We start from the raw sequence: 21,522 nt of genomic DNA, 5'->3' as shown, positions 1-21,522 counted from the left end.
TCGACAGACACGACCGTAGACCGAATCCTGAGATTCTTCAAACATCTGTTCGAAGGCGTGTCGGTTCGCACCTTTGTTCGGGTGTCGGGTTATAAGGCGCACGCGGGGTGCTTCCCCGGCAGGAAATTTCCTCGGGCGTGTCCCGGTTGGGGTGGTTGCGCGACGCGCTGCTGTCGGTTAATCATTCGTACAGGCGTTCGATCGAACAGGTGTTCGGGTCGGTCGAACCGGCCGCGGCTCCGGAAACTGTCGGAGGCAGCCGATAGACAAGAACCAGCAACCGCAGAACGCGCACCGACCGAGGTCTTGGAGGATCCGATGAGCACAGCAGCCGCCGCGAGTCTGCCGGCGAAGCACCGCTCCCGCTCCCTGCGCGCCGTCCCCGCGCCGCCCTCCGACCACCTCGACCCATGTCACCACGCCGCTGCCCGCGTCCCGGCCGACGCCCGGGTCTCGCCCGCTGCCCGCGTCCCGGCCGCTGCCCGCGTCTCGCCCGACGTCCGCGTCCCCGCCAACGACCGCGACCGGGCCGGTGAGCCCACCGGCGTCCCGGCTCACGTCCGCGAGCGCGACGAGGTTCGCCTGGCGGGCCGTGTCCCGGCGACAATGCCGCGGCGACTTCGTGTTGTGTCGCCGGCGCCCCAGGAGACGCACGTCGCCCCGCGTCGGCGGGTGCGTATCGAGGGAGCGGTCACCGAGCCGCTGTCGGTCCGGGCCTGCGCCGGCGAGTCCCTGGGGCGCGAGGCGCGCGTCGAGAGCGCCCCGCTCCGGCTCACCCGCCGCGGTCGCCTGCTCGTGACCACGCTGTCGGTCTTCGTCTTCGGCGCGGCGATCCTCGTCCTCGGCCTCCGGGTCGCCGGCGTCCTCGAGCCCGGTCCGAACTTCACGCACACCGTCCCCGTCCAGGTCGCGCCGGGGGAGACGCTCTGGTCGATCGCGCAGTCCACCAACCCCGGCCACGATCCAGCGATCGTGGTCGAGAAGATTGCCGACCTCAACAAACTCGACACCCCCGCCGACGTCGTCCCCGGTCAAACCCTCCAAATCCCCATCGCCAACTGAGCCGGCCGGTGTCTGAGCCGGCCGGTGTCTGAGCCGGCCGGTGTCTGGGCCTACCGGGGCCGAGGAGTCGCGACGGTCAACCCGGTTGGGCGGGCTTCGGTGGTCGATGGGCAATGTGTAAGGGTGGCGGTTATGAGGGCTTGGTGGCGAAGCCCAGGTAGGAAATGTTGGTGGGCTTGACGCGACCGGCGTTGACGGCTCGGCTCAGTTGGCCCATGGTGATCGTGCCGCGGCGCGCGCGGGCGAAGTTGCGCAGGACCCCGAGTTTGTTGGCCCGCAGCCCGAGGCCGGCGATGTCGCCGAGGTGAAGGCCGTGGCGGTGCAGCACCTCCTCGAGCTCGGCCGGCTTGATGAACATCGCCCACGAGTGCAGTTCGGTGTCGATGATGCGCGTCAGGTTCCACTCCTGCATCACCTTGATGACCAGTAGCTTCGATGCCAGCGTCCGGTTGATCGTGTCGAACAGGTAGATGCCGCCAGGTTTCAGCACCCGCGCGGTCTCCGCGATCACCCGATCCAGATCGGACACGTGCTCGAGTACGTCGCAGCAGTACGCCACGTCGGCGACCTCGTCCGCGAGCGGCAGTCGTTCACCGGTTGCGACGACGTACCGCGCGTCCAGTCCGGATGATCGCGCGTGCCCGAGCGCGGTCCGCACCGACACCTCCGACGGATCCAGGCCGATCACCCGGCAGCCGAGTCGCGCGAACTCCTCGGCCAGGAACCCTCCGCCGCTGCCGATGTCCACTGCCGTTCGGCCGACCGGATCCCTCCCGGTGCGCTGCAGTACGTCGCGAAAGTACGCGAATCGCCCCGCGGTGAAACTCCCGTGCAACAGGTTCAGCGGGTTGTCCTCGTCCCACCAGCTGTCGCCGATCCGGTTGTAGATCTGGTTGTCGATCCCCATCGTCGGCCCCTTCGGCAGCTCCTGAGGGCACTGTCTCGGAGCGGCCGTGCTCGATCAAGACGTCACGGCCCGCCATTCGTCCTCGAGCAGCGCGTAGACGTACGCATTCGCCCAGTCGTCCTTGAAGAACGCGTCCAGGTGGTGCGCCTCCCGGCGCATCCCGAGTCGTTCGGCCAGTCGCGCGGACGCCGTGTTCCGGTCGTCCAGAATCGCCACGATCCGATGCAGTCCGAGCTCCTCGAAGCCGACCCGCAGGATCTCCCGCGCCGCCTCCGCGGCGAGACCTTTGCCCTGGTAGGCCGGGTGCAGCGCGTACCCGATCTCACCCTGCCGGTTCGCCTCGCTGGCCCATTTGAGCAGGATCTCGCCGATCACGGTCCCGGTCTCGCGTAGCTCGATCGCCAGCACGAGCCACTCGCCGTCGCCGCTCAGTTCGCCCTGCGGAAGCTTCCGCTCCAAGGCCTCGCGGGTCTGCTCCCGGTCACGGACCGGCCAGGGCGTGTATCGCACGACGTCCGGCAGGGAGTGGAACGCGAGGAGATCGTCCAGGTCGCTCATCCGGTGCGGCCGCAGCTCCAGCCGCTCGGTCAGCAACGGGTAGGCGGGTCGGAATGCGGTCACGGCTGCCGTCCTCGACTAGGCTGTCTAACAGCGTTAGACAGTACCTGCGACGGAGCACGCCGAACAAGGAGGTTTCGTGACCGCACGCGACCCCTCGTCCCACGCGGCCGCCGGCCTCACCGTCACCGCGATCGCCGACGCCGCGCTGGCCGTCATCCGCTCGAACGGCGTCGACGGCCTCACGATGGGCGCGGTCGCCGACCGGCTGCACGTCCGGGCGCCGTCGCTGTACCACCACGTGCACAACAAGGACGAACTCCTGGATCTGGTGGCCCGGAACGCGTTCGACCAGTTCACCGCTGACACCGCGGCGTACGAGCAGCTCACCAGCGTCGACGAATGGATCGAGCTGACCAGATCCGGCTCGCTCGAACTCCGCGCGTTCTATGCCGACCACCCCGGCCTCGCCGCACTCATCCAGGCCAAGGCGACGCCGTACCGCGACCACGGCGAAGGCTCGCGCGCCGAACTGATCCGCGCTCAGCTCGAGGCGCTGGTCAGGATCGGCGTACCGGAGCCGGCGGCGCGCCACCTCTTCGAGGTCACTGCTCGATGGGGCCTGGCCGCCGTCGTCGCGGACTTCCGCGCGCAGGACTACTTCGAGGACGGCCTCGACCTGTTCCTGGCCGGCGTCCGGCAGCGACTCGACGAGCTGGTCAGCTGACAGTTGCCAGCCACAACTCGGCGTACCGCTTCCCGTCGACCGCCGTCGCGACCCGAACCGTCGCCGCCGGCGCCCGGGGGTCGTGGGCAACGTCGATCGCCGGCCGCGTGTCCACGATGGTCCGCCCGCGGGACCATTCGCCGGACAGCTCGACCCGCACCGGGTACTCCTGCGTGGTCAGGCCGGCCGGGTCGATCACGGCGCACACCGCGCCGCCGTCGCCGATGCCGGCGCCGTCCGACTGGTACCGCTCGCTGCGCTTGATGATCAGCTGCCCCGCCAGTTCGGCCGACTGTGACCCGCTCAGGGCGCGCGCCTGATCGAGCGTGACCACGACGTCGTGGAACACGTCCAGCCCGTACATGGTCGTCGGGATCTCCAGTTCACGCACCGCGGCGAGCACGATCGCGGCCGCCCCCGGATCGCTCCAGATGTTGAACTCGGCAGCGGCCGTCGCGTTGCCGATCCCGGCCGCGCCGCCCATGAACACGATCTCGCGCAGCCCGCGCGCCGCGTCCGGGTAGGTGCGCAGCAGCAGCGCGATGTTCGTCATCGGCGCGAGTGGAACCAGCGTGACGAGTTCACCGGTAGCCGCCGCGTCTCGCAGTACGTCGCGCAGCAACTCAACCGCATGCCGGGGGTCCGGGCTGCGTGTCGAGCGCGGCCAGTCCAGGTCACCCAGCCCGTCCTCGCCGTGTACGTGCCGCGCGGCATGCACCGGCTGGATCAGGGGTACGGCGGCCCCGCGGGCGACCGGTACGTCGGGCCGGCCGGCGGCCTCGAGGACCGTGAGCGTGTTGCGCACCACGTCGTCGATGCCGACGTTCCCGCCGACGCACGTCACCGCCTTGAGATCGAGGTCCGGATGGCGGGCGGCGAGTAGCAGCGCGCAGGCGTCGTCCACGCCCGTGTCGACGTCGAGAATCACCGGCTTCATGCGGACATCCTCCGGCATGACCGGCAGCGCCGCACCGGCGGCTCGGCGGCCCGGCGAACCAGCGCTCCGGGTGGTCTGTGGACAACCGGATATCGGCCGGCGGAGTACTCCGCGGAGCCAGAACGAGCCACTGTGGAGCAGTCCGTGCGGGCCGTAGTTTGCGCCTCGAACGGGCCGTGGTGGTGGCGCCACGCGGGAGTACACGGGGCCGCGGGAGTGTTGAAACCTGTGACACGCGCGGGCAATCGGAGCGTGCTTGCAAACTGTCGTAGCAGCGATCTAGGATCCCTAGATGTAGTGGTTACACGGGTGTAATTTTCCACAGGTAGTGGTTGGTTGCACACAAGTTCTACACAAGTTGTCCCCAGGTCGATCCACAAGCCGCCCTTCCCGGGCGGTCACGGGAGGAGTGTTCGCCGTGCACTGTCCGTATTGCCGGCACGCGGATTCCCGAGTGGTCGACAGCCGGGTGGCCGAGGACGGCGGAGCGATCCGCCGCCGGCGCCAGTGCCCGGTCTGCGAGAAGCGGTTCACCACCGTCGAGCAGATGCAGCTCACGGTCGTGAAGCGCTCCGGCGCGACCGAGCCGTTCAGCCGGGAGAAGGTCATCAACGGGGTCGGGAAGGCGTGCAAGGGCCGGCCGGTGAACGCCGACCAGCTGGCACGTCTCGGGCAGAAGGTCGAGGACGCGCTGAAGGGCAGCGGCTCCCCGGAGGTTCCCGCGCACGAGGTCGGACTCGCGATCCTCGGGCCGCTGCGGGAGCTCGACGAGGTGGCGTACCTGCGATTCGCGAGCGTGTACCGGCAGTTCGAGTCCGCCGACGACTTCGAGACCGAGATCGCGCTGCTGCGGGCCGAGAAGGAGCCGCAGGGCACCGAGCCGGACGCGCTGAAGCCGACCCAATAGACGCAAACCGGGGGAACGGTAGTTCCAGCAGCACCGGCGCCGCCGGGCAGGAGGCGCCGGGAGCGATACCAGGCGACATCAGGCGACATCAGGCGACATCAGGCGACAATCAGGCGACATCAGGCGTTACGCAGTACTCCGAACGGGGCGGTCCCGACAGACCGCGGCAGTAGACACAGGGCGAGGAGCAACCATGACAGAGACGGTGACCGGCCACTCGGGGTCGACCAAGCGGTCGGCGGCCGGGTTCCGCGGGCGGAAGAACGCGCCCACGGGACTCACCATCGAGCGCGTCTTCAGCACCGAAGGCGTCCACCCGTACGACGAGGTGACGTGGGAGCGTCGCGACGTCGTGCAGCAGAACTGGAAGACGGGTGAGACGGTCTTCGAGCAGCGCGGGGTCGAGTTCCCCGACTTCTGGAGCGTGAACGCCTCGACCATCGTCACCACCAAGTACTTCCGTGGCGCGGTCAGCCACGACAACCGGGAGTGGAGCCTCAAGCAGCTGCTCGACCGGGTCGTGAAGACCTACCGCAAGGCGGGCGAGGAGCACGGCTACTTCAGCACGCCGAACGACGCCGAGATCTTCGAGCAGGAGCTCACCTGGCTGCTCCTGCACCAGTACTTCAGCTTCAACTCGCCGGTCTGGTTCAACGTCGGCACGTCCTCGCCGCAGCAGGTGTCGGCCTGCTTCATCCTCGCCGTGGACGACTCGATGGAGTCGATCCTGAACTGGTACAAGGAAGAGGGGCTGATCTTCAAGGGCGGCTCGGGCGCCGGCCTGAACCTGTCCCGGATCCGCTCGTCGAAGGAGCTGCTGCAGTCCTCCGGCGGTACGGCGTCCGGCCCGGTGAGCTTCATGCGCGGCGCGGACGCGTCGGCCGGCACCATCAAGTCCGGCGGCGCCACCCGGCGCGCGGCGAAGATGGTCGTGCTGGACGTCGACCACCCCGACATCGAGGAGTTCGTCGAGACCAAGATGCGCGAGGAGGAGAAGATCCGGGTCCTGCGGGACGCGGGCTTCGACATGGACCTCGGCGGTCGCGACATCACCTCCGTCCAGTACCAGAACGCGAACAACTCGGTCCGGGTCTCGGACGAGTTCATGCGCGCGGTCGAGGAGAAGGGTGAGTTCGGCCTGCGCGCGCGGCTCGACAACTCGGTGATCGAGACCGTCGACGCCCGCGAGCTGTTCGACAAGATCGCCAAGGCCGCGTGGGCCTGCGCCGACCCGGGGCTGCAGTACGACGACACGATCAACGACTGGCACACCACGCCGGAGACGGGCCGGATCACCGCGTCCAACCCGTGCTCGGAGTACATGCACCTGGACAACTCCTCCTGCAACCTCGCGTCGCTGAACCTGATGAAGTTCCTCCGCGACGACGACCTGTTCGACTCGGAGAAGTTCGTCAAGGCCGTCGAGCTGATCATCACCGCGATGGACATCTCGATCTGCTTCGCCGACTTCCCGACCGAGGCGATCGGTGAGACCACCCGCGCGTACCGGCAGCTGGGCATCGGCTACGCGAACCTCGGTGCGCTGCTGATGGCGACTGGGCACGCGTACGACTCCGACGGTGGTCGCGCGCTGGCGGGCGCTATCACCTCGCTGATGACGGGTACGTCGTACAAGCGCTCGGCCGAGCTGGCCGGCATCGTCGGCCCGTACGACGGTTTCGAGCGGAACAAGGACGCGCACACCCGGGTGATGCGCAAGCACGCCGCGGCGAACGACGCGATCCGCACCATGCACGAGATCGACAAGGACGTCCAGAAGCACGCCACCAAGGCGTGGGCCGACGTGCTCAAGATCGGCACCAAGAACGGCTGGCGGAACGCGCAGGCCTCGGTGCTGGCGCCGACCGGCACCATCGGCTTCATGATGGACTGCGACACCACCGGTATCGAGCCGGACTTCTCGCTGGTCAAGTTCAAGAAGCTGGTCGGCGGCGGTTCCATGCAGATCGTCAACACCACGGTGCCGCGGGCGCTGCGCAAGTACGGCTACACCGAGGAGACGATCGAGGCGATCGTCGAGTACATCTCCGAGCACGGCCACGTCGTGGACGCGCCGGGGCTGAAGCCGGAGCACTACGAGATCTTCGACACCGCGATGGGTGAGCGGGCGATCAAGCCGATGGGCCACGTGCGGATGATGGCGGCGGCCCAGCCGTTCCTGTCCGGCGCGATCTCGAAGACCGTGAACCTGCCGGAGACCGCGACGGTCGAGGAGATCGCCGACGTCTACTTCCAGGGCTGGAAGCTCGGCCTGAAGGCGCTCGCGGTGTACCGCGACAACTGCAAGGTCGGCCAGCCGCTGGCGGACGCGAAGGCGAAGAAGGCCGAGGCGGCCAACACCGCGGTCGCCGAGAAGATCGTCGAGAAGGTGATCGAGTACCGGCCGACCCGCAAGCGTCTGCCGAAGTCGCGGCCGTCGCGGACCACGTCGTTCACCGTCGGCGGCGCCGAGGGCTACATGACCGCCGGTTCCTACCCGGACGACGGGCTCGGCGAGGTCTTCCTCAAGATGGGCAAGCAGGGCTCGACGCTCGCCGGCGTGATGGACGCGTTCTCGATCGCGATCTCGATCGCGCTGCAGCACGGCGTGCCGCTGGAGACCTACGTCCAGAAGTTCACCAACCTGAAGTTCGAGCCGGCCGGTCTGACCGACGACCCGGACGTCCGGATGGCGCAGTCGATCATGGACTACATCTTCCGCCGCCTGGCCCTGGACTACCTGCCGTTCGAGGACCGGGCCGCCCTGGGCATCTACTCGGCGGAGGAGCGGGCGCGGCAGCTCGACACGGGTTCGTACGAGCCGGTGCCGACCGAGGTGTCCGAGGCCGAGTCGCTGAAGTCGGTCGAGCCGGCCGCCGAGGTGACCGAGGTTGCGCCGAAGCCGGCCGACGCGGCCGCCGCGAAGCCGATCAAGGGTGAGGCACACACCACCGCCGAGATGCTGGAGCTGATCACCGGCACCTCCGTGGACGCCCCGCTCTGCTTCACCTGCGGTACCAAGATGCGTCCGAGCGGCTCCTGCTACGTCTGCGAGGGCTGCGGCAGCACCTCCGGCTGCAGCTGAGCCGTGGCGGGCCGACCCGCCACCTCGCTCTGAAAGCGCCACGGCCCCCGGGAACTTCCCACTTCCCCCGGGGGCCGCAGCGCGTTTACCGTCGAAGGCGTGGAGGGGATCGACGGTCTCCTCGCAGCCGGGGAGAAGGCGCTCGGCGCCGGAGACTGGGTTGCGGCCCGGGCCGCGTTCGGCGAGGCGGTCGGTATCTCGGCAACGGCCCGAGGTCTGGCCGGGCTCGGTGACGCCCACTGGTGGCTCGGCGAGGTCCGGGAGGCCTTCTCCTGCTGGGAACAGGCCTACGCGCAGTTCCGCCGGACCGACCCGGCACAGGCCGTCTTCACCGCGATCGGGCTGAGCTTCCTGTACGACGCCAACTTCGGCGACCGCGCCGCGGCCCGAGGCTGGGCCGCACGAGCGGCCCGGCTCGCGAAACAGGTCGGCGACCCGGTGCTGGCGGCCTGGTCGTCACTCGCCCGCGTGGCCTGCTCGGACGACCCGTCGCGGGTCGTCGCCGAGTGCGAGGCGGCGTACGGTGTCGCGGTCGAGGCGTCCGATTTCGACCTGGAGCTGTGTGCCCTGAGTCTGTGGGGCTGGGCGCTCATCAACAACGGCCATGTCCTCGAGGGCACCGAGTTGCTCGACGAGGCGATGGCCGGCGCGCTCGGCGGGGAGGGGACCCGGCCGGACACCGTGGTCTTCACCAGTTGCCTGCTGATGAGGTCCTGCGTGCGCGGTGCCGACTTCATCCGCGTCGTGCAATGGATGCGGTCCGTCGACGCGTTCGTCGAGCGGTACGGGTGCCCGTACCTGCACGCCACGTGCCGCGCGTCGTACGGCGCCGTACTCGCGGGGATCGGTGACTGGTCACGCGCCGAGACCGAGCTGCGCGCCGCGGCCGACCTGGCGCGCGACGCGCTACCGGCGGTGCAGGCCGAGGCGGCGGCGTTCCTTGCGGACCTCCGGCTGGCGCAGGGGCGCTTGACCGAGGCACGTCGGCTGCTCACGGGCTTTGAGGATCGGCCTGTTGCCGTACCTGTTCTGGCCGCGATTCAGCTGGCCGGCGGTGAAGTGTCGGTGGCGCTGTCGCTGATCGACCGGTATCTCGACGAGAGCTCGCCGTTGGAGGAGGCGCGGCTCCGGGAAATGCTGGGGCAGGCGCGCCTCCAGCGAGGTGACATCGCGGGCGCCGCGGCGGAGGCTGCGCGGTTGAGTGCACTCGGGGCGACGACGGACAGCGGCTTGATCTCGGCTCGCGCGGCGCGGTTGTGCGGGCTGACGCTGGCGGCGGACGGACGGCATCGCGACGCGGTACGGCGGTTGTCGGCGGCGCAGACGTGGTTCGGGCTACTCGAGATGCCCTTCGAGGTCGCACGGACGCGGATGATGCTGGCCGAGGCGATGACCGTCGACGATCCGGCGTCCGCGGTTGCCGAGGCTCAGGCGGCGTTGGCGGTCTTCGAGGATCTCGGCGCCGCGATGGACGCCGAGGCGGCTGCCGCCTGGCTTCGGGCCGCGGGTGTGACCACGTCACGCACCGGTCCTCGCGGTGCCGGATTGCTCACCCGGCGCGAGCACGACGTACTGACCGAGCTGGCGGAGGGGCTGACCAACCCGGAGATCGCGTCCCGCCTGTACATCAGCCGCCGTACGGTCGAGCACCACGTCGCGAGCATCCTGTCCAAACTCGGCGTACGCAATCGGACCGAGGCAGCCGCCCGCCTCACCCAACTGCGCCAATAGGCGAGTTCACCGATGTTCGGCCGCTGCTCCCGGAGCGATGCTGCCGCTGGGAGGTAGGAACAATGACCGACGTGCTACTGGACACCTCACGCATCGAGGCCTTCGGCGCCCGGATGAGCGGCGTCCTGAACGACGGGACGCTCGCGCTGCTGATCAGCATCGGGCACCAGACCGGCCTCTTCGACACCCTCGCCGAGTTGCCACCGGCAACCACTTCGGAGGTGGCAGCGGCGAGCAGCCTGAACCAGCGCTACGTCCGTGAGTGGCTGGACGCGATGACTGTCGCCCGGGTCGTCGAGTACGACGCAGGCGCGCGGACGTACTGGCTGCCGCGGGAACACGCTGCGTGCCTCACCCGGTCCGCAGGACCGGACAACCTCGCGAACCCGATCCAGTTCGTCGCGCTGCTGGCTGGTGTCGAGCCGCTCGTGGTCGAGTGCTTCCGGAACGGCGGTGGTGTGCCGTACTCGGAGTTCACCGAGTTCCATCGGCTGATGGCGGAGAGCAGCGGCTCGGTGTTCGACGCGGCCCTGCTGGACACGATCTTGCCTTTGGTGCCGGGGCTTCCGGATCGGCTGGCGGCGGGCATCGACGTCGCCGACATCGGGTGCGGCAGCGGTCATGCGCTCAATCTGGTCGCGGCCGCGTACCCACGCAGCCGGTGTATCGGGTACGACTTCTCGACCGAAGCGATCGCCGCGGCGCGGGCGGAGGCCGCCACCCTGGGCTTGGCGAACGCCGAGTTCGTCGTCCGCGATGTCGCCGAGCTGGCGGAGTACGAACGGTTCGATCTGATCAGCGCCTTCGACGCGATCCACGACCAGGCGCGTCCGGCCGACGTGCTGGCCGCGATCGCGGCTGCCCTCCGGCCGGGTGGGGTGTTCCTGATGGTCGACATCGAGGCGTCGAGCCGGGTCGAGGAGAACCTCGATCACCCGTTCGCCACCTTCTTGTACGGCATTTCGGCCATGCACTGTGTCACTGTGTCGCGGTCGCTCGGCGGCGAGGGATTGGGAACGGTCTGGGGTCACCAGAAGGCCACGGAGATGCTGCGCGACGCCGGCTTCGCAGCGGTCACCCGGAAGCATGTAGAAGCCGACGCCTTCAACGCGTACTACATCGCTGTGAAGGAGTAGCGCTGGCACTAGTGGCCGGTGTGGTCGGAGTCGGCCGGTGGCCGGCTGGTGCCGTCGAGTGCTGTCAGTGCGGTGATCTCCTCGTCGGTGAGGTCGAAGTCGAAGGCGGCCAGATTCTGGGCGAGACGTTCGCGGTTGACCGACTTCGGGATCGGGACGATGTTCTGTTGGGTCTGCCAACGGAGGACGATCTGGCCGGGGGAGCGGTCGTAGGCCTGGGCGATCTTCTGCACGGTGGGGTGGGTGAGGAGGTCGGTGCCCTTGCCGAGCGGACTCCACGCTTCGGTCACGATGTTGTGGCGGGCGTGGAAGTCCCGCTCGACCGTCCTCGCCCACACCGGGCTCAGCTGGATCTGGTTCACCTCGGGCGCGACGCCGGTCTCGTCGATCAGGCGTTGCAGGTGCGCCGGTTTGAAGTTCGACGTACCGATCGCGCGGACCAGTCCGGCCTCACGGAGCGTGATGAGTCCTTGCCACGCGTCGACGTACCGGTCCTGGTCGGGGTTCGGCCAGTGGATCAGCAGCAGGTCCAGGTACTCGACGCCGAGCCTCTCCGCGCTCGCCTCGAACGCCTGCCGCGCGCCGTCGACGCTGTGCCAGCGCTTGTTGAACTTCGACGTCACGAACACCTCGTTCCGTGGGACGTTCTTCAGCGCGCGCCCGACGCCGACCTCGTTGCGGTAGTTCTCCGCGGTGTCGATCAGCCGGTACCCGAGCTCGAGCGCTGTGGCCACCGCCCGCTCGGCGTCCGCGTCGTTGAGCGGCGACGTCCCTAGCCCGATCCGCGGCATCGCGGATCCGTGACTCAGCGTGACGGTCGGTGCCTCGGTCATCTGGTGTCTCCTTCGGTCGGTGGCTGTGGTCCGGCGGTCTCATCCGTTGACCCGGCGGGGCGCGGATTGTCGGTGCTGTGGTTCATCATGGTGCCCGGGTTCATGATGGTCCCCGGGTTCATCATGGCCCGCGGGTTCATCATGGTCCCGGGCCGATGGCCCGGCGGGACCGAGGGACGTGGGAGGGGTGGGCGAATGCGGAATCGGCTGATCACTCTGGTGGATCTGGGACTGGACAGCTCGTTCGACGCGTCGATGACGTTCGTGCAGGGCATCACCGGCAACATCAACGCCGGCTGGGACCGTCCGTACCTCGACGTCAACTTCGTTCGCACCCGTGACCACGAGACCGCCTTCTCGGCCCTCACCACCCCCTCGAACGTGCTGCACGTGATGGCACACGGTGACCACAGCGAGGAACCGTCGTTCCTGTCCAGTGACGGCGAGACCCAGGTGTCGCTGCGCTCGCTGGCCGACTGGTTCCTCGACCGGCAGTGGGGCATCGCCAGCGGTGTCGTGATCGCCGACGGCTGCAAGACCGGCATCGGCAAATGGCAGCGCGCCATCCGCGACTGTATCCAGGACGACATCACCTACATCGGCACCAGCGCCGTCATCGGCTGGTACGAAGCCACCGTCTTCTGCTCCGCCTTCTACGGCGCCCTGGTCCGCAACCGGGGCCGCGGCCGCACCCCCGCCGAACAGGGCTGGGACGCCGCCGACCGCGCCATCCGCGCCTACGAAACCCTCACCGACAAGCCCTGCCCCTACAAACCCGTCCTCCTCACCCCCTCCCGCCGAGCCCTCCGCTCCCTCACCGGCTGACCGACACGCACCGCAACCCCTCGACTACAGCGCTCGTGCGAAACTCGTCTGTGGTCGCGGCGGGTCAGTCACGGGGTGTGATCGGGTTGGGTTCACTGCAGACGTTCCAGGACTTGATCGGGCCGGCGGCATGGACGCTACTGCTCGCCGAAGGGACGCTGCGGAGCTACCACCCGGGCCAGACGATCCTTCGGCAGGGCGATACCGGAGGCTTCGTCCTGGCACTCGACCACGGTCGGGTCAAGCTCCTCGCCACAGCGGAGGACGGAGCGCAGCTTCTGCTGACGATCCGCGGAGCGGGCCATCTGCTGGGTGAGCTGGCGGGCAAGGCGGGACGTCGTACCGCGACTGTCGAGGCGCTGGATCGCTGTACAGCGCATTACCTGTCGGCTGTGCAGCTGGATCGCTTTCTGGTCAAACACGGACTCGCACCGGTGTTCCATCAGTACGTCGTCGGCAAGTTCGACCAGGCCGTGTCGCGGCAGGTCGACCTCGCGCACCGCTCAGCTCGGCGCCGGATCGCCCGACTGCTGCACGACACGGTCGTCGTGGCTCCGGCGACAGCACCGCACCCGATGCGGGTGCCGTTCACTCAAGAGGAGCTGGCGGGTTCTCTGGGCCTTGCGCGGAGCACTGTCGCCGATCAGCTGACCAATCTGCGCGCGTCGGGTGCCCTCGCACCTGGCCCGCAGCTGGTGGTCGCCGATCTCGGCCGGCTGGCGGAGGCGTTCCGGGTCTGAGGTGCGTATCACGGCCTGGCTGTCCGATTTCGGACAAACCGGCGAGGTCGTTCGGCCGACCCTTGAGGGACCGTCCTGAGACCGAGGAGGCAACGATGAGTACTCCCATGGATTCGCGCTACACAGGCGTGTCCGAGCTTCCGCCGTACCGCGCTTTGTTGGTCGTCGACATGAAGGACTACAGCGGCAATGCCGGCCGCTATCAGACCGATCTCACCAGGTTGATCCCTGAGATCATGCAGGCGGCGTTCGACCGGGCGGGGCTCGCCGGGGTGTGGTCGCGGAAGACCTCGCACGGGACCACGGGTGACGGTTACGCGATCGTGCTGCCCTCGGCGTTGCTTCCGCACCTGCTGAATCCGTACCTGACCGCGCTGCAGGAAGAGCTCGAGGTACGCAACCGGAACCGGCCGTACGGGTGGAACGGGCCGGTTCGGTTCCGGGTCAGCATCAATGTCGGTCCGATCGTCGATTCCGGCGGCAACGTCCTGGGTGACGGCAGCGGTACCGAGCGGGTGACCTTGCACCGCCTGCTCGACAGCGACCCCGTACGGCACCTGCTGAACGGTTCGGATCCCGAAGTCACGCACGTCGCAGCAATCGTTTCGCGGCGGGTGTACGAGGACGCCGTCCTGTCCCGACGCGCCGACGAGGCGGAGTCGTTGTACGTCGAAGTCGGCGCGAAGGTGAAGACCTACCAAGGGCAGGCGTACCTGCGAGTGCCGAAGCCTTCGGCCGGCCTGCTGAGCAACGGGTTCCTGGCTGGGTCGCGGTGGAGCCCGCCGCCGACTGCGGACACCGCTGGGCCTCCAAACCCCGCAGGCTCATCGAGCGGCTTCGGTGTGCAGATCAACGGTGCCAGCGGACCCATCCACACCGGTAGCGGGGCGCAGTACAACGCGCCGCAGCACGCGACCGATCCACACGGATACCAACGATGACGGCAGCAGCCGTGCCGGCACCAGCGACCAGGTCGACAGACGTCCCACCCGAGGCCACGCCCGCCGACCGCGCCGCCACCGAGGTCAATCAGCCTACCGGTCCGATCCACACCGGTAGCGGTAACCAGTTGCTGTTCCACTACCCGCGGCGCGAGGCCCGGGCCAACGACCTCGCGCCTTCCCAACTCCAGAGGCTGTGGCGCTGCTTCGTCACGCCGCCGAACTTCGATCGGGCTGCGAAGCTGCTCGCGGAACCGGAGGGCGTGGTCATCTTGAGTGGTGCGGCGAACAGCGGTCGTCGAACCGCCGGGTTGATGCTGCTGTCGGCCGGCATCACGCCCGCGACCGCCGTCCGCTTCGTGCCACCAGAGCCCGAGCTGCAGGCCGCTCAGGTCGAGCGACGGATCTTCGGCGCCGGAGATGTCCGCGCCGACGACAGGTTGCTGTTCGATCTGTCGGAGGTCGATGCCAACTTGTTCGCTGAGCAGCAGTCGTGCCTGCACGAACTCCTGCCCGCGCTGCTCAGCCGTCAGGCCAAGCTCGTGGTCGTACTGCCGCATCACTACCGCGAGCAGCTGAGACCGGACTTCCAGCAGTACGTCGTCGAGATCGGACGTCCGGACATGCTCGAGGTCTTCGAGCGTCAGCTCGCGGCGCACGGCGTACATGTCAGGAATGCGTATCGCTATCGCAAGACGTTCGCGGCGGCGACGATGACGGAGCTGGTTCGACTGGCCTATCAGGTACGAGATGCGCACGAGGATCAACCGGACACGGACGCGGATGCGCTGCTCGCGGAGGTTCTCAGCTCAGGGGAGCGGTTGGAGCGCAAGGCTTCCGGTGCCGTGCAGTCCGCAGACGAACAGCGGTCCCGTGCCTTGCTGATCGCAACGGCGCTCCTTCATGGTCAGTCGACCCGAACCATTTTCGTCGCCCAGCAGCGGCTGCTGGAGCTGCTGCAACCGTCGGAGGACGACCGTGAACACCCGCTGAAGCTCTCTGGGGTCAAGGAGTCGCTGGAAAGGTTCGGAATCGAGCTTTCGATCACCTCCGATCAGCGGGTCGAGTTCGCCGAGCCGGCTGTCGCTGCGGAGATCCTCGGGTACTTCTGGGACGACATGCCATGGCTGCGTGAGCCGCTGGCCGACTGGCTCGATGCGCTCGCAGATGCTGATCTGGTCGATCGCTACGACCTGATCGCGATCGTCCAACGATTCGGGGAGCAATGTCGTCGTACCCGTCAAGCCGACCTCGCGCTTCGCGTGGTCGACAAGTGGTCGAGCGCTCGCCAGTGGGCGCAACGATCGGCCGCCTACGCGTTGTTCGAAGACCTTCTCGACGATGATCGAACGGCTTCGCCCGCGCGCCAGATTCTGTACACCTGGGCTCGCGACACGCACCTGTCACCCGGCCGGGTGGCAATCGTCGTCGCGGCCTGCGTCAACGTCTTGAGCAACGGATTCCTGGATCAGGCAGTCGTTCGCCTGTGCTGGCTCACCAAACATTCGGATCCCGGCGTACAGGCGGACGCCTGTCACGGGTTGAAGCGACTCTCGGAACCACCCGAAACTCGCCTGACTGTCATCGACCAGGTTCTCGAGCCGTGGCGGTTCACGCCCACGATGTTCGCGGCGGTTGCTGCACCCGAAGGGCTGCCTCTGTTCGCCGGAACTGAAGCGGCCGCGCGGATCGTGGCCGGGTGGCAACAGGCCTTGGACGCGACGCCGCGGGCGCGGCGTCGCGAACTCCTCCGACCTTGGCTCGTGGCGCATTCGGACCTGCTCGGCAATGGGCAGATCGTGGACGCGGGACACCTTGTGCACCTGCTCGCACTGTGCTGCGCAGGTCGCCGTGAGTTCCTCGATGACTTGCTGAACGCCATGTTCGAGTGGTTCGAGGGGCGTGAGGATCCGCTGAGTCAGCGAACGGCGCGGGCCGTCAACGAGCTCGTACGAGGTGGACGACTGAGCAATCTACCGACTGCTACGGAGGCCGAAGAATGAGTGCGAATCGTAGACTCGGGTACGCAGCCGCTGGCCTTGTAGCATCGGCCGGCGCTGTGTGGCTCACTGTGCAGCTGGGATGGGGCGGCCTGGTCATCCTGACTGCCGTGGCGGTCCTCGGATTCGTTGTCTATCAAAAGGCGGTGGCCGTCAAGCCAGCGATCGGGGACACCGCAGAAGCGACACCGCTCGTCACGAGTGGGCTGCCGACCGCGGACGAGACGGTCTTCCTGGAGTTGTCTGCCACAGTGCACTGGCGGACGGGCAAGCCAAGGTCGTACCACCCGGACCTTGCGCGCGCCCTCGTCCTCCTGCAGGCACGTGAGGTGACGAGCAAGTGGCGGCCGGCGCAGTACTCGCTGGCTCAGCATGAGCTCGCCGCTCGCGTCGGCCGGCCACAGCCAGAGGCGTCAGGGGAGTTGGAGGTCTGGGCCACTGAGGTGCGCCTCGAACTTCCGGAGGCCGTCCAGCAGCACCTTGCCAAGATGGACGAGGCCCAACGACGTGGCTTGTTGTGGGAGGTCGACACTCTCAACGAGACGAAGATCCGCACGTATCTGCGTGAGGACGCGTTGCGGACTCCGGCTTCGGCCATGGTCTGGTGGTTGGCGCGCAACCAGGAATCGGTCGAACAGGCGGTCGGGCTCGCCGGGGTCCTGACCAAGCTCTCCCAGTTCGCGAACGGCAGGAACGAGGCCGACGACTCAGCTGAGGCGCAACTGCTGATCGACGCGGTGAGGAAACTTGATGCCTCAACCCGTCGTCCCACAGCCCATGGCTTGGCGGAGGCCTTGGACCAAGCCGATCTTCCCGATCTCGCGAGGGCTCTGCGGGAGGAGTTCAACCTGCCGGCCTTGCGACAGATTGTCGACCTGAGAGCCGCCCCAGAGCGGGACACGGCCTCGTCCGGGTTGGCCGGCGAACCCTGATTCCCTAGGGATCCTGACGACACGCGGTCAGCGGCCGCGGGAGGCCAGGCGTGTGACACTTCTTGTGGATTCCGCCCGACGCGGTGAAGGACTGCCCCATGAGACTTCATCGGAACTCGCTCCTGACTGCCGCCGCGATCGTTCTGGTGCTGTACGTCGTTTCGTTGGTGGTTGGGTTGCCGGCCTGGGCGGCTGTGGTGTTGATCGTGGTGCTGCTGGTGTTGTTGGCCGTGGTGTGGAAGCAGCCCGACGAGCGGCGGACGGTGGTCGCGCAGCCGGTGCAGGCGGGGAGTTCCGTCGTACTGCCGCCGCCGGAGCCGGTGTTCACCGGGCCGCCGTCCAGGACTGTTGCCGATGTGCGGTTGCCGTCGGCATCGCCGGAGTTCCAGTTCAGTTTCTCGGCGGTGGTGCAGTGGTCGACGGTGCTGTCGGGGTCGCGTCATGCGGACCTCGGGGCGGTGGCTGTTGACGCTTTGCTGGACCGTGCGCGCTCGCTGACCGCTCGGCAGCAGGTCACCGAGGAAGCGTTCAACCAGCATCGGCTGGCCGCGCTCCTCGGTGAACCGGCGCTGGACGAGAAGGGTCTGGTCCGCTGCTGGGCCACCGACGTACGACTGCGGCTGCCGGAGGCTGACCAGAAGCATCTGCAGCGACTCGCCGCACTGCATCGGCAGGAGCAGACCACGCTGCTCGAGCGCCGGATGGAACAGGACAAACGTGCGTACCTGAAGGACGACGTCTTCGCTACCCCCCGGCTCTGCGGCCGTGTGGTGGCTGTCCAACCACCCGGGCGAGGTAGAGGCTGCTGTCGAACTCCTGGACACGCTCACCGATCTCTCTGCCGCCGCCAACGACCTGCCAGTACGCGATCCCGCCATCAAGCCCTCCACCCGCGAGCAATCACCTCACGTCGAACTCGCCTCCACACCCGATCAACTCCCCGTCACCTCCCATGCCTCGCCCCCGGCCGACGTCCCTCCGAACGGCACCGCCTTCGAGCAGGCCGGTCACGCGGCGGCCGGTACCGACACCGCAGCGCAGGCGCATACGGCGAGCGATCCGGCGTACCGGGAGAGGTTTTGCACTGAGTGAGCCGGTAAGGCGGACCGTTGGCAGGGCGGGCCCGCCTCACCGGCAGTCGGTGTGAGCTACTCATCGAGCCAGCGGATCACGGTGGCGCCGTTGTGGCCGTGCACGGCCAGCAGGGCGCTGATGCCGTCCTGCCAGACCGTCGTGGTCGGGTAGTGCCCGCCCCAGCGGAGCGCGACCGTACCGTCGCTCCACTCGATTCCTTCGGCGACCACGCCCGTGCCGCTGACGCCTGACACGTCGCGGTGCCGAACCAGTTCGAAGCGGCGTGGGCCGGCGCCCCGGGTGATGCGCAGGTGGCGCTCGCGCGTCGTGCGCAGCAGCGTCGCGGTTGTCCCGCTGATCTCGTCCATGCGCCAAGTCAACGCCCGGCCGCCGGTCCTCACCAGGAACTCAACCGGTATCCACAGCGCACAAATTCTGCCCTCCGGCGTGACCGAATCGCCATATTCTCATTGCAGGGAGTGACCGACCTGCGAGGAGCAGCACGGATGACAGTCATCGACGAATGGACCGGCCGCCACGCGCATGCCTTGCGTACGGCGCTACGGCTGACCAACGAGGCCTTCGCCGACCAGCTCGGCATATCGCCGCGCACGCTGACGAAGTGGAAGGAGAGACCGGAGCTCGTGCCGAGCCCCGCGCTGCAGGAAGCCCTGGACGGCTACCTGAAGCAGGCGCCGCCGGACGCGCATGTCCGCTTCGCGGCCAACCTCGGCCTGGACCAGCCGAGCGGCCCGCTCGACAACGCCGCGCTGGCCGAGCTCAGCACCGCGCTGGGCGACCTGACCCGCGCCCTCGCGCGACTCCAAGCACCTACCCCGGAGCGATCTCCCACGTCCTGACCGCGGAAGGAGGCAGACTGAGCCCGCTGAACGTGTGCGGAAGGAGCCGCGGATGAGGCGACACCCGGTGAACTCGTCGAGTGTGCGATCGGTCGGATGGGCCGAGGGCACGTTGGAGGTCGAGTACGTCAGTGGCGACACGTACCAGTACTTCGACGTTCCACAGCCCGAGTTCGCGGCGTTGATGGCGGCGCCCAGCATCGGTACGTACGTCAACCGGCACATCAAGCCGTACTACGACGTGCGCGAAAGCTGAGTTTCCGCCGCGAAGCCGCCGGGAACAGGTGGGCCGTTCACACGGGGGTGTGCGCCCAACCCTGGAGGTGAACATGCGCACTCGTAGGGCCTCTACGACCGGTTCCCGTGCTGCTGCCGTCGTCGTTCTCGTCTGGCTGCTGATCGGACTGGCAGCTGCCGTGCAACGCAACTACTTCGCCGGCTCCGACGCGACCTGCGCTCGGATCGGTACGACCCTGGTGACGATCGTCGCAGGGCCGCTCAACTACGTCGGCGCCAACCCGCAGATCGACTGCACCGCACCACAACCGTCGCGTTAGGCGTCGGCGCTGAAACCGAATACCGCCCGCCCGCCGGCTTCTGACAGGTACTGGGAGCCGGCGGCTGCTTGGCTGCCGAGCCAGGTGGTGGTCACTCGCGGATGAGTTGGTGATGGTCCCACGTCATCAGCTCTTCGGGGGTCGGCGGTTCGTATCGGGTGGTCCACTCCGTCAGGTCGGCATGGGAGATTGCGAAGGTGCCGGGTGGGAGATTGGCGTTGCGGGCGGCGATGCGGGACCACAGCGTGTCGAAGGGGATGTCCAGGACGACCATTTCGGCCGTTGCGCCCAGCGACTGGGCTCGGGTGCGGAAGAGGTGGCGTTCTTCGGCGGACCAGCAGCCGTAGTCGAGGATCACGTTGACGTCGAGCGTCAAGGCGCGGGCGGCGAGGTTCCAGAAGAGCTGCGACTCGAGGACCCAGCGGCGGCCGTCGGCGTCGTTGGTGTCGAACAGCGGCTGCATCCATTCGTCCGGCGTGAACCGCAGCGCCTTGCGTTCGTCCTCGAGGCGTTTCGCCCACGTTGTCTTTCCGGCACCCGGCAACCCGACGAGCAACACCAGTCCAGCCATCACCCGAGCCTAGCGGGCCGTACCTCCGACCTGCTCAAGACCCGTATGTCGTACCGACGGTGCGTCAGTCCTCAGGGGCGATGCCGACAAGCGCGGCCGCTGCACAGATGTGGACCGGAGTCAGGTCCGTGGGGGAGACAGGGGCCTGAAGCAAAGTTCCCCGCTCGTAGGGTGTGAGCGCGATGTCGACGCCGGGCGCGCCGGCGACCAGGCCGCGGACGTACGTGAGCCACCCCATCATCGGAATGCCGCGCCGGAAGACCCCTGCCGCGGCAGCGAGCTCAGTATCGGCGATGCTCGCCCACTGCGGCTCCCAGATCGAGACCACCGCGCGGAGAACCTGCGCGAACCGTTCCGGCTGCCGCAGTGCGTCCTCGTCGCTCCAATGCAACGTGAGCTGATCCGACACGGTAGTCATCGTCCCGCCCATGGACAGGTCGAAGAGCCACGGCAGCTCGCCGGTGCTCTGCAGATGCAGCCGCGTCGTACTCGTACCGTTGGCCAGCACCTTCGTGGTGGCCTCGACCATTTCCTCGAGCGGCGTCGAGCCGTCGGCCTCGAGGACGTGGTAGCCCCAGCGCTCGTCCTGCGTCCAGCTGTGGACGTCGGGGAATGCCACGGCGACGGCGGTCAGCGTGCGGCCGACGCGGAGCGCGCGGTGCTCGATGGTCTCGTCACGATGCGGCCATTGGGCGCGCAGCAGCCAGGATGCCATTCACGCCCTCCGATCATGAGCCGACCGGTGCAGCAGCACCGCACCGTTGCCACAGCATGGTGCGGTGCCACAGCTTGACGCTGTGTCACGGAACGACCCAGTGCCACCGGACGATGCGGTGCCAGATGGCGACGGTACGCCGTCATACGACCGCTTGACCAGAACTCGGCGCGCGTGGACACGACGCCTCTCCGGAACGGTCACCGGAACAGTTTGCTGTACCCCGGGCCCGACCGGGAGCACCGGGGTCGGATTTTGGAAATATCACAGCGAAATCTGGACACTTGTCAAGCAAGTGTCGCAGCGACGAGCGGCCCAGGCGCGCTCGTTACCCGCCGAATCGCAGCTCTCCGTGAGAATGCCGCCTGGGCTCAGTGATGTCAGCGTCGCATCCCCGAGCCGTCGCGCAACCACCAGCAGCGCA

23 protein-coding genes are annotated in these 21,522 nt (G+C 68.0%); 15 read left to right on the top strand and 8 right to left on the bottom strand.

Translation table 11 applies throughout. From position 1 onward, the window contains the following. Nucleotides 1-318: 318 nt before the first annotated feature. On the top strand, nucleotides 319-1,062 hold the full coding sequence (locus tag AB0B82_RS20085; protein WP_360170278.1) for a LysM peptidoglycan-binding domain-containing protein: 744 nt from the start codon (nucleotides 319-321) through the stop codon (nucleotides 1,060-1,062). 130 nt (nucleotides 1,063-1,192) lie between these two features. On the opposite strand, the gene ubiG is transcribed toward AB0B82_RS20085, so the two are convergent. Both ubiG and AB0B82_RS20075 read right to left on the bottom strand, forming a co-directional pair. Continuing rightward, entirely contained in the window at nucleotides 1,193-1,969 is a 777-nt protein-coding gene (gene ubiG / locus AB0B82_RS20080) for a bifunctional 2-polyprenyl-6-hydroxyphenol methylase/3-demethylubiquinol 3-O-methyltransferase UbiG (RefSeq protein ID WP_360170275.1), read from the bottom strand. 54 nt (nucleotides 1,970-2,023) lie between these two features. Next, on the bottom strand, nucleotides 2,024-2,590 hold the full coding sequence (locus tag AB0B82_RS20075) for a GNAT family N-acetyltransferase (RefSeq protein ID WP_360170272.1): 567 nt from the start codon (nucleotides 2,588-2,590) through the stop codon (nucleotides 2,024-2,026). A 76-nt stretch (nucleotides 2,591-2,666) separates the two neighbouring features. On the opposite strand from AB0B82_RS20075, the gene AB0B82_RS20070 reads away from it, so the two are divergent. After that, nucleotides 2,667-3,254: a TetR/AcrR family transcriptional regulator gene (locus AB0B82_RS20070; RefSeq protein ID WP_360170269.1), complete on the top strand. Its 588-nt coding sequence runs from the start codon at nucleotides 2,667-2,669 to the stop codon at nucleotides 3,252-3,254. Here the strand turns inward: AB0B82_RS20070 and AB0B82_RS20065 are convergent. Then, nucleotides 3,247-4,191 carry a nucleoside hydrolase gene (locus tag AB0B82_RS20065; protein ID WP_360170266.1) on the bottom strand — a complete coding sequence of 315 codons (945 nt, stop codon included), beginning with the start codon at nucleotides 4,189-4,191 and terminating at the stop codon, nucleotides 3,247-3,249. The genes AB0B82_RS20070 and AB0B82_RS20065 overlap by 8 nt on opposite strands. Nucleotides 4,192-4,609: 418 nt before the next feature. On the opposite strand from AB0B82_RS20065, the gene nrdR reads away from it, so the two are divergent. The 4 genes from nrdR (at nucleotide 4,610) to AB0B82_RS20045 (ending at nucleotide 11,050) form a co-directional block, all read left to right on the top strand. Further along, complete coding sequence (gene nrdR / locus AB0B82_RS20060) at nucleotides 4,610-5,098, top strand: transcriptional regulator NrdR (RefSeq protein ID WP_360170263.1); 489 nt, start codon at nucleotides 4,610-4,612, stop codon at nucleotides 5,096-5,098. A gap of 193 nt (nucleotides 5,099-5,291) precedes the next feature. Continuing rightward, nucleotides 5,292-8,183, top strand: a complete 2,892-nt coding sequence (locus tag AB0B82_RS20055; protein ID WP_360170260.1) for a vitamin B12-dependent ribonucleotide reductase — start codon at nucleotides 5,292-5,294, stop codon at nucleotides 8,181-8,183. Nucleotides 8,184-8,282: 99 nt separating this feature from the next. Next, a complete protein-coding gene (locus AB0B82_RS20050; protein WP_360170257.1) occupies nucleotides 8,283-9,914 on the top strand; it encodes a response regulator transcription factor in 1,632 nt (543 codons plus the stop codon). 62 nt (nucleotides 9,915-9,976) lie between these two features. Next, nucleotides 9,977-11,050 (top strand): methyltransferase domain-containing protein, encoded by a 1,074-nt coding sequence (locus tag AB0B82_RS20045; RefSeq protein WP_360170254.1) that lies wholly within the window; start codon nucleotides 9,977-9,979, stop codon nucleotides 11,048-11,050. Nucleotides 11,051-11,058: 8 nt separating this feature from the next. Here the strand turns inward: AB0B82_RS20045 and AB0B82_RS20040 are convergent, their stop codons facing one another. After that, on the bottom strand, nucleotides 11,059-11,883 hold the full coding sequence (locus AB0B82_RS20040) for an aldo/keto reductase (RefSeq protein ID WP_360170251.1): 825 nt from the start codon (nucleotides 11,881-11,883) through the stop codon (nucleotides 11,059-11,061). Nucleotides 11,884-12,078: 195 nt separating this feature from the next. Here AB0B82_RS20040 and AB0B82_RS20035 point away from each other — a divergent pair, with 195 nt between their 5' ends. From AB0B82_RS20035 to AB0B82_RS20015, 5 genes are all read left to right on the top strand, one after another. Continuing rightward, the gene (locus tag AB0B82_RS20035) at nucleotides 12,079-12,708 is read left to right on the top strand and encodes a hypothetical protein (protein ID WP_360170248.1); all 630 of its coding nucleotides are present in this window, start codon (nucleotides 12,079-12,081) and stop codon (nucleotides 12,706-12,708) included. Nucleotides 12,709-12,794: 86 nt separating this feature from the next. Continuing rightward, the gene (locus AB0B82_RS20030) at nucleotides 12,795-13,448 is read left to right on the top strand and encodes a Crp/Fnr family transcriptional regulator (RefSeq protein WP_360170245.1); all 654 of its coding nucleotides are present in this window, start codon (nucleotides 12,795-12,797) and stop codon (nucleotides 13,446-13,448) included. Between the two features lie 95 nt (nucleotides 13,449-13,543). Further along, nucleotides 13,544-14,389 carry a hypothetical protein gene (locus tag AB0B82_RS20025; protein ID WP_360170242.1) on the top strand — a complete coding sequence of 282 codons (846 nt, stop codon included), beginning with the start codon at nucleotides 13,544-13,546 and terminating at the stop codon, nucleotides 14,387-14,389. Beyond that, nucleotides 14,386-16,392, top strand: coding sequence for a hypothetical protein (locus AB0B82_RS20020; protein ID WP_360170239.1), 2,007 nt, complete (start codon nucleotides 14,386-14,388; stop codon nucleotides 16,390-16,392). Before AB0B82_RS20025 ends, AB0B82_RS20020 begins: the two co-directional genes overlap by 4 nt. A 107-nt stretch (nucleotides 16,393-16,499) precedes the next feature. Further along, entirely contained in the window at nucleotides 16,500-17,321 is an 822-nt protein-coding gene (locus AB0B82_RS20015; protein WP_360170236.1) for a hypothetical protein, read from the top strand. A 106-nt stretch (nucleotides 17,322-17,427) separates the two neighbouring features. Here the strand turns inward: AB0B82_RS20015 and AB0B82_RS20010 are convergent, their stop codons facing one another. Beyond that, entirely contained in the window at nucleotides 17,428-17,649 is a 222-nt protein-coding gene (locus AB0B82_RS20010; RefSeq protein ID WP_360170233.1) for a hypothetical protein, read from the bottom strand. 437 nt (nucleotides 17,650-18,086) lie between these two features. Here AB0B82_RS20010 and AB0B82_RS20005 point away from each other — a divergent pair, with 437 nt between their 5' ends. Beyond that, the gene (locus AB0B82_RS20005) at nucleotides 18,087-18,413 is read left to right on the top strand and encodes a hypothetical protein (protein ID WP_360170230.1); all 327 of its coding nucleotides are present in this window, start codon (nucleotides 18,087-18,089) and stop codon (nucleotides 18,411-18,413) included. A gap of 56 nt (nucleotides 18,414-18,469) precedes the next feature. On the opposite strand, the gene AB0B82_RS20000 is transcribed toward AB0B82_RS20005, so the two are convergent. Further along, a complete protein-coding gene (locus AB0B82_RS20000) occupies nucleotides 18,470-18,763 on the bottom strand; it encodes a hypothetical protein (protein WP_360170227.1) in 294 nt (97 codons plus the stop codon). A gap of 138 nt (nucleotides 18,764-18,901) precedes the next feature. Here AB0B82_RS20000 and AB0B82_RS19995 point away from each other — a divergent pair, with 138 nt between their 5' ends. From AB0B82_RS19995 to AB0B82_RS19985, 3 genes are all read left to right on the top strand, one after another. Then, nucleotides 18,902-19,255, top strand: coding sequence for an XRE family transcriptional regulator (locus tag AB0B82_RS19995; RefSeq protein WP_360170224.1), 354 nt, complete (start codon nucleotides 18,902-18,904; stop codon nucleotides 19,253-19,255). Nucleotides 19,256-19,307: 52 nt separating this feature from the next. Then, the gene (locus AB0B82_RS19990) at nucleotides 19,308-19,511 is read left to right on the top strand and encodes a KTSC domain-containing protein (protein WP_360170221.1); all 204 of its coding nucleotides are present in this window, start codon (nucleotides 19,308-19,310) and stop codon (nucleotides 19,509-19,511) included. Nucleotides 19,512-19,584: 73 nt separating this feature from the next. Beyond that, on the top strand, nucleotides 19,585-19,812 hold the full coding sequence (locus AB0B82_RS19985; RefSeq protein ID WP_360170218.1) for a hypothetical protein: 228 nt from the start codon (nucleotides 19,585-19,587) through the stop codon (nucleotides 19,810-19,812). Nucleotides 19,813-19,903: 91 nt separating this feature from the next. Here AB0B82_RS19985 and AB0B82_RS19980 read toward each other — a convergent pair whose 3' ends face one another. Then, nucleotides 19,904-20,383, bottom strand: coding sequence for an AAA family ATPase (locus AB0B82_RS19980; RefSeq protein ID WP_360170215.1), 480 nt, complete (start codon nucleotides 20,381-20,383; stop codon nucleotides 19,904-19,906). A 64-nt stretch (nucleotides 20,384-20,447) separates the two neighbouring features. Further along, nucleotides 20,448-21,098: a hypothetical protein gene (locus tag AB0B82_RS19975; RefSeq protein ID WP_360170212.1), complete on the bottom strand. Its 651-nt coding sequence runs from the start codon at nucleotides 21,096-21,098 to the stop codon at nucleotides 20,448-20,450. Nucleotides 21,099-21,522: the final 424 nt, after the last annotated feature.

The organism is Kribbella sp. NPDC048915 (genome assembly GCF_040649595.1).
Classification (GTDB): Bacteria; Actinomycetota; Actinomycetes; order Propionibacteriales; family Kribbellaceae; genus Kribbella.
Note: the sequence above shows the minus strand (reverse complement) of the source record. Positions and strands in the feature narration are given on the sequence as shown.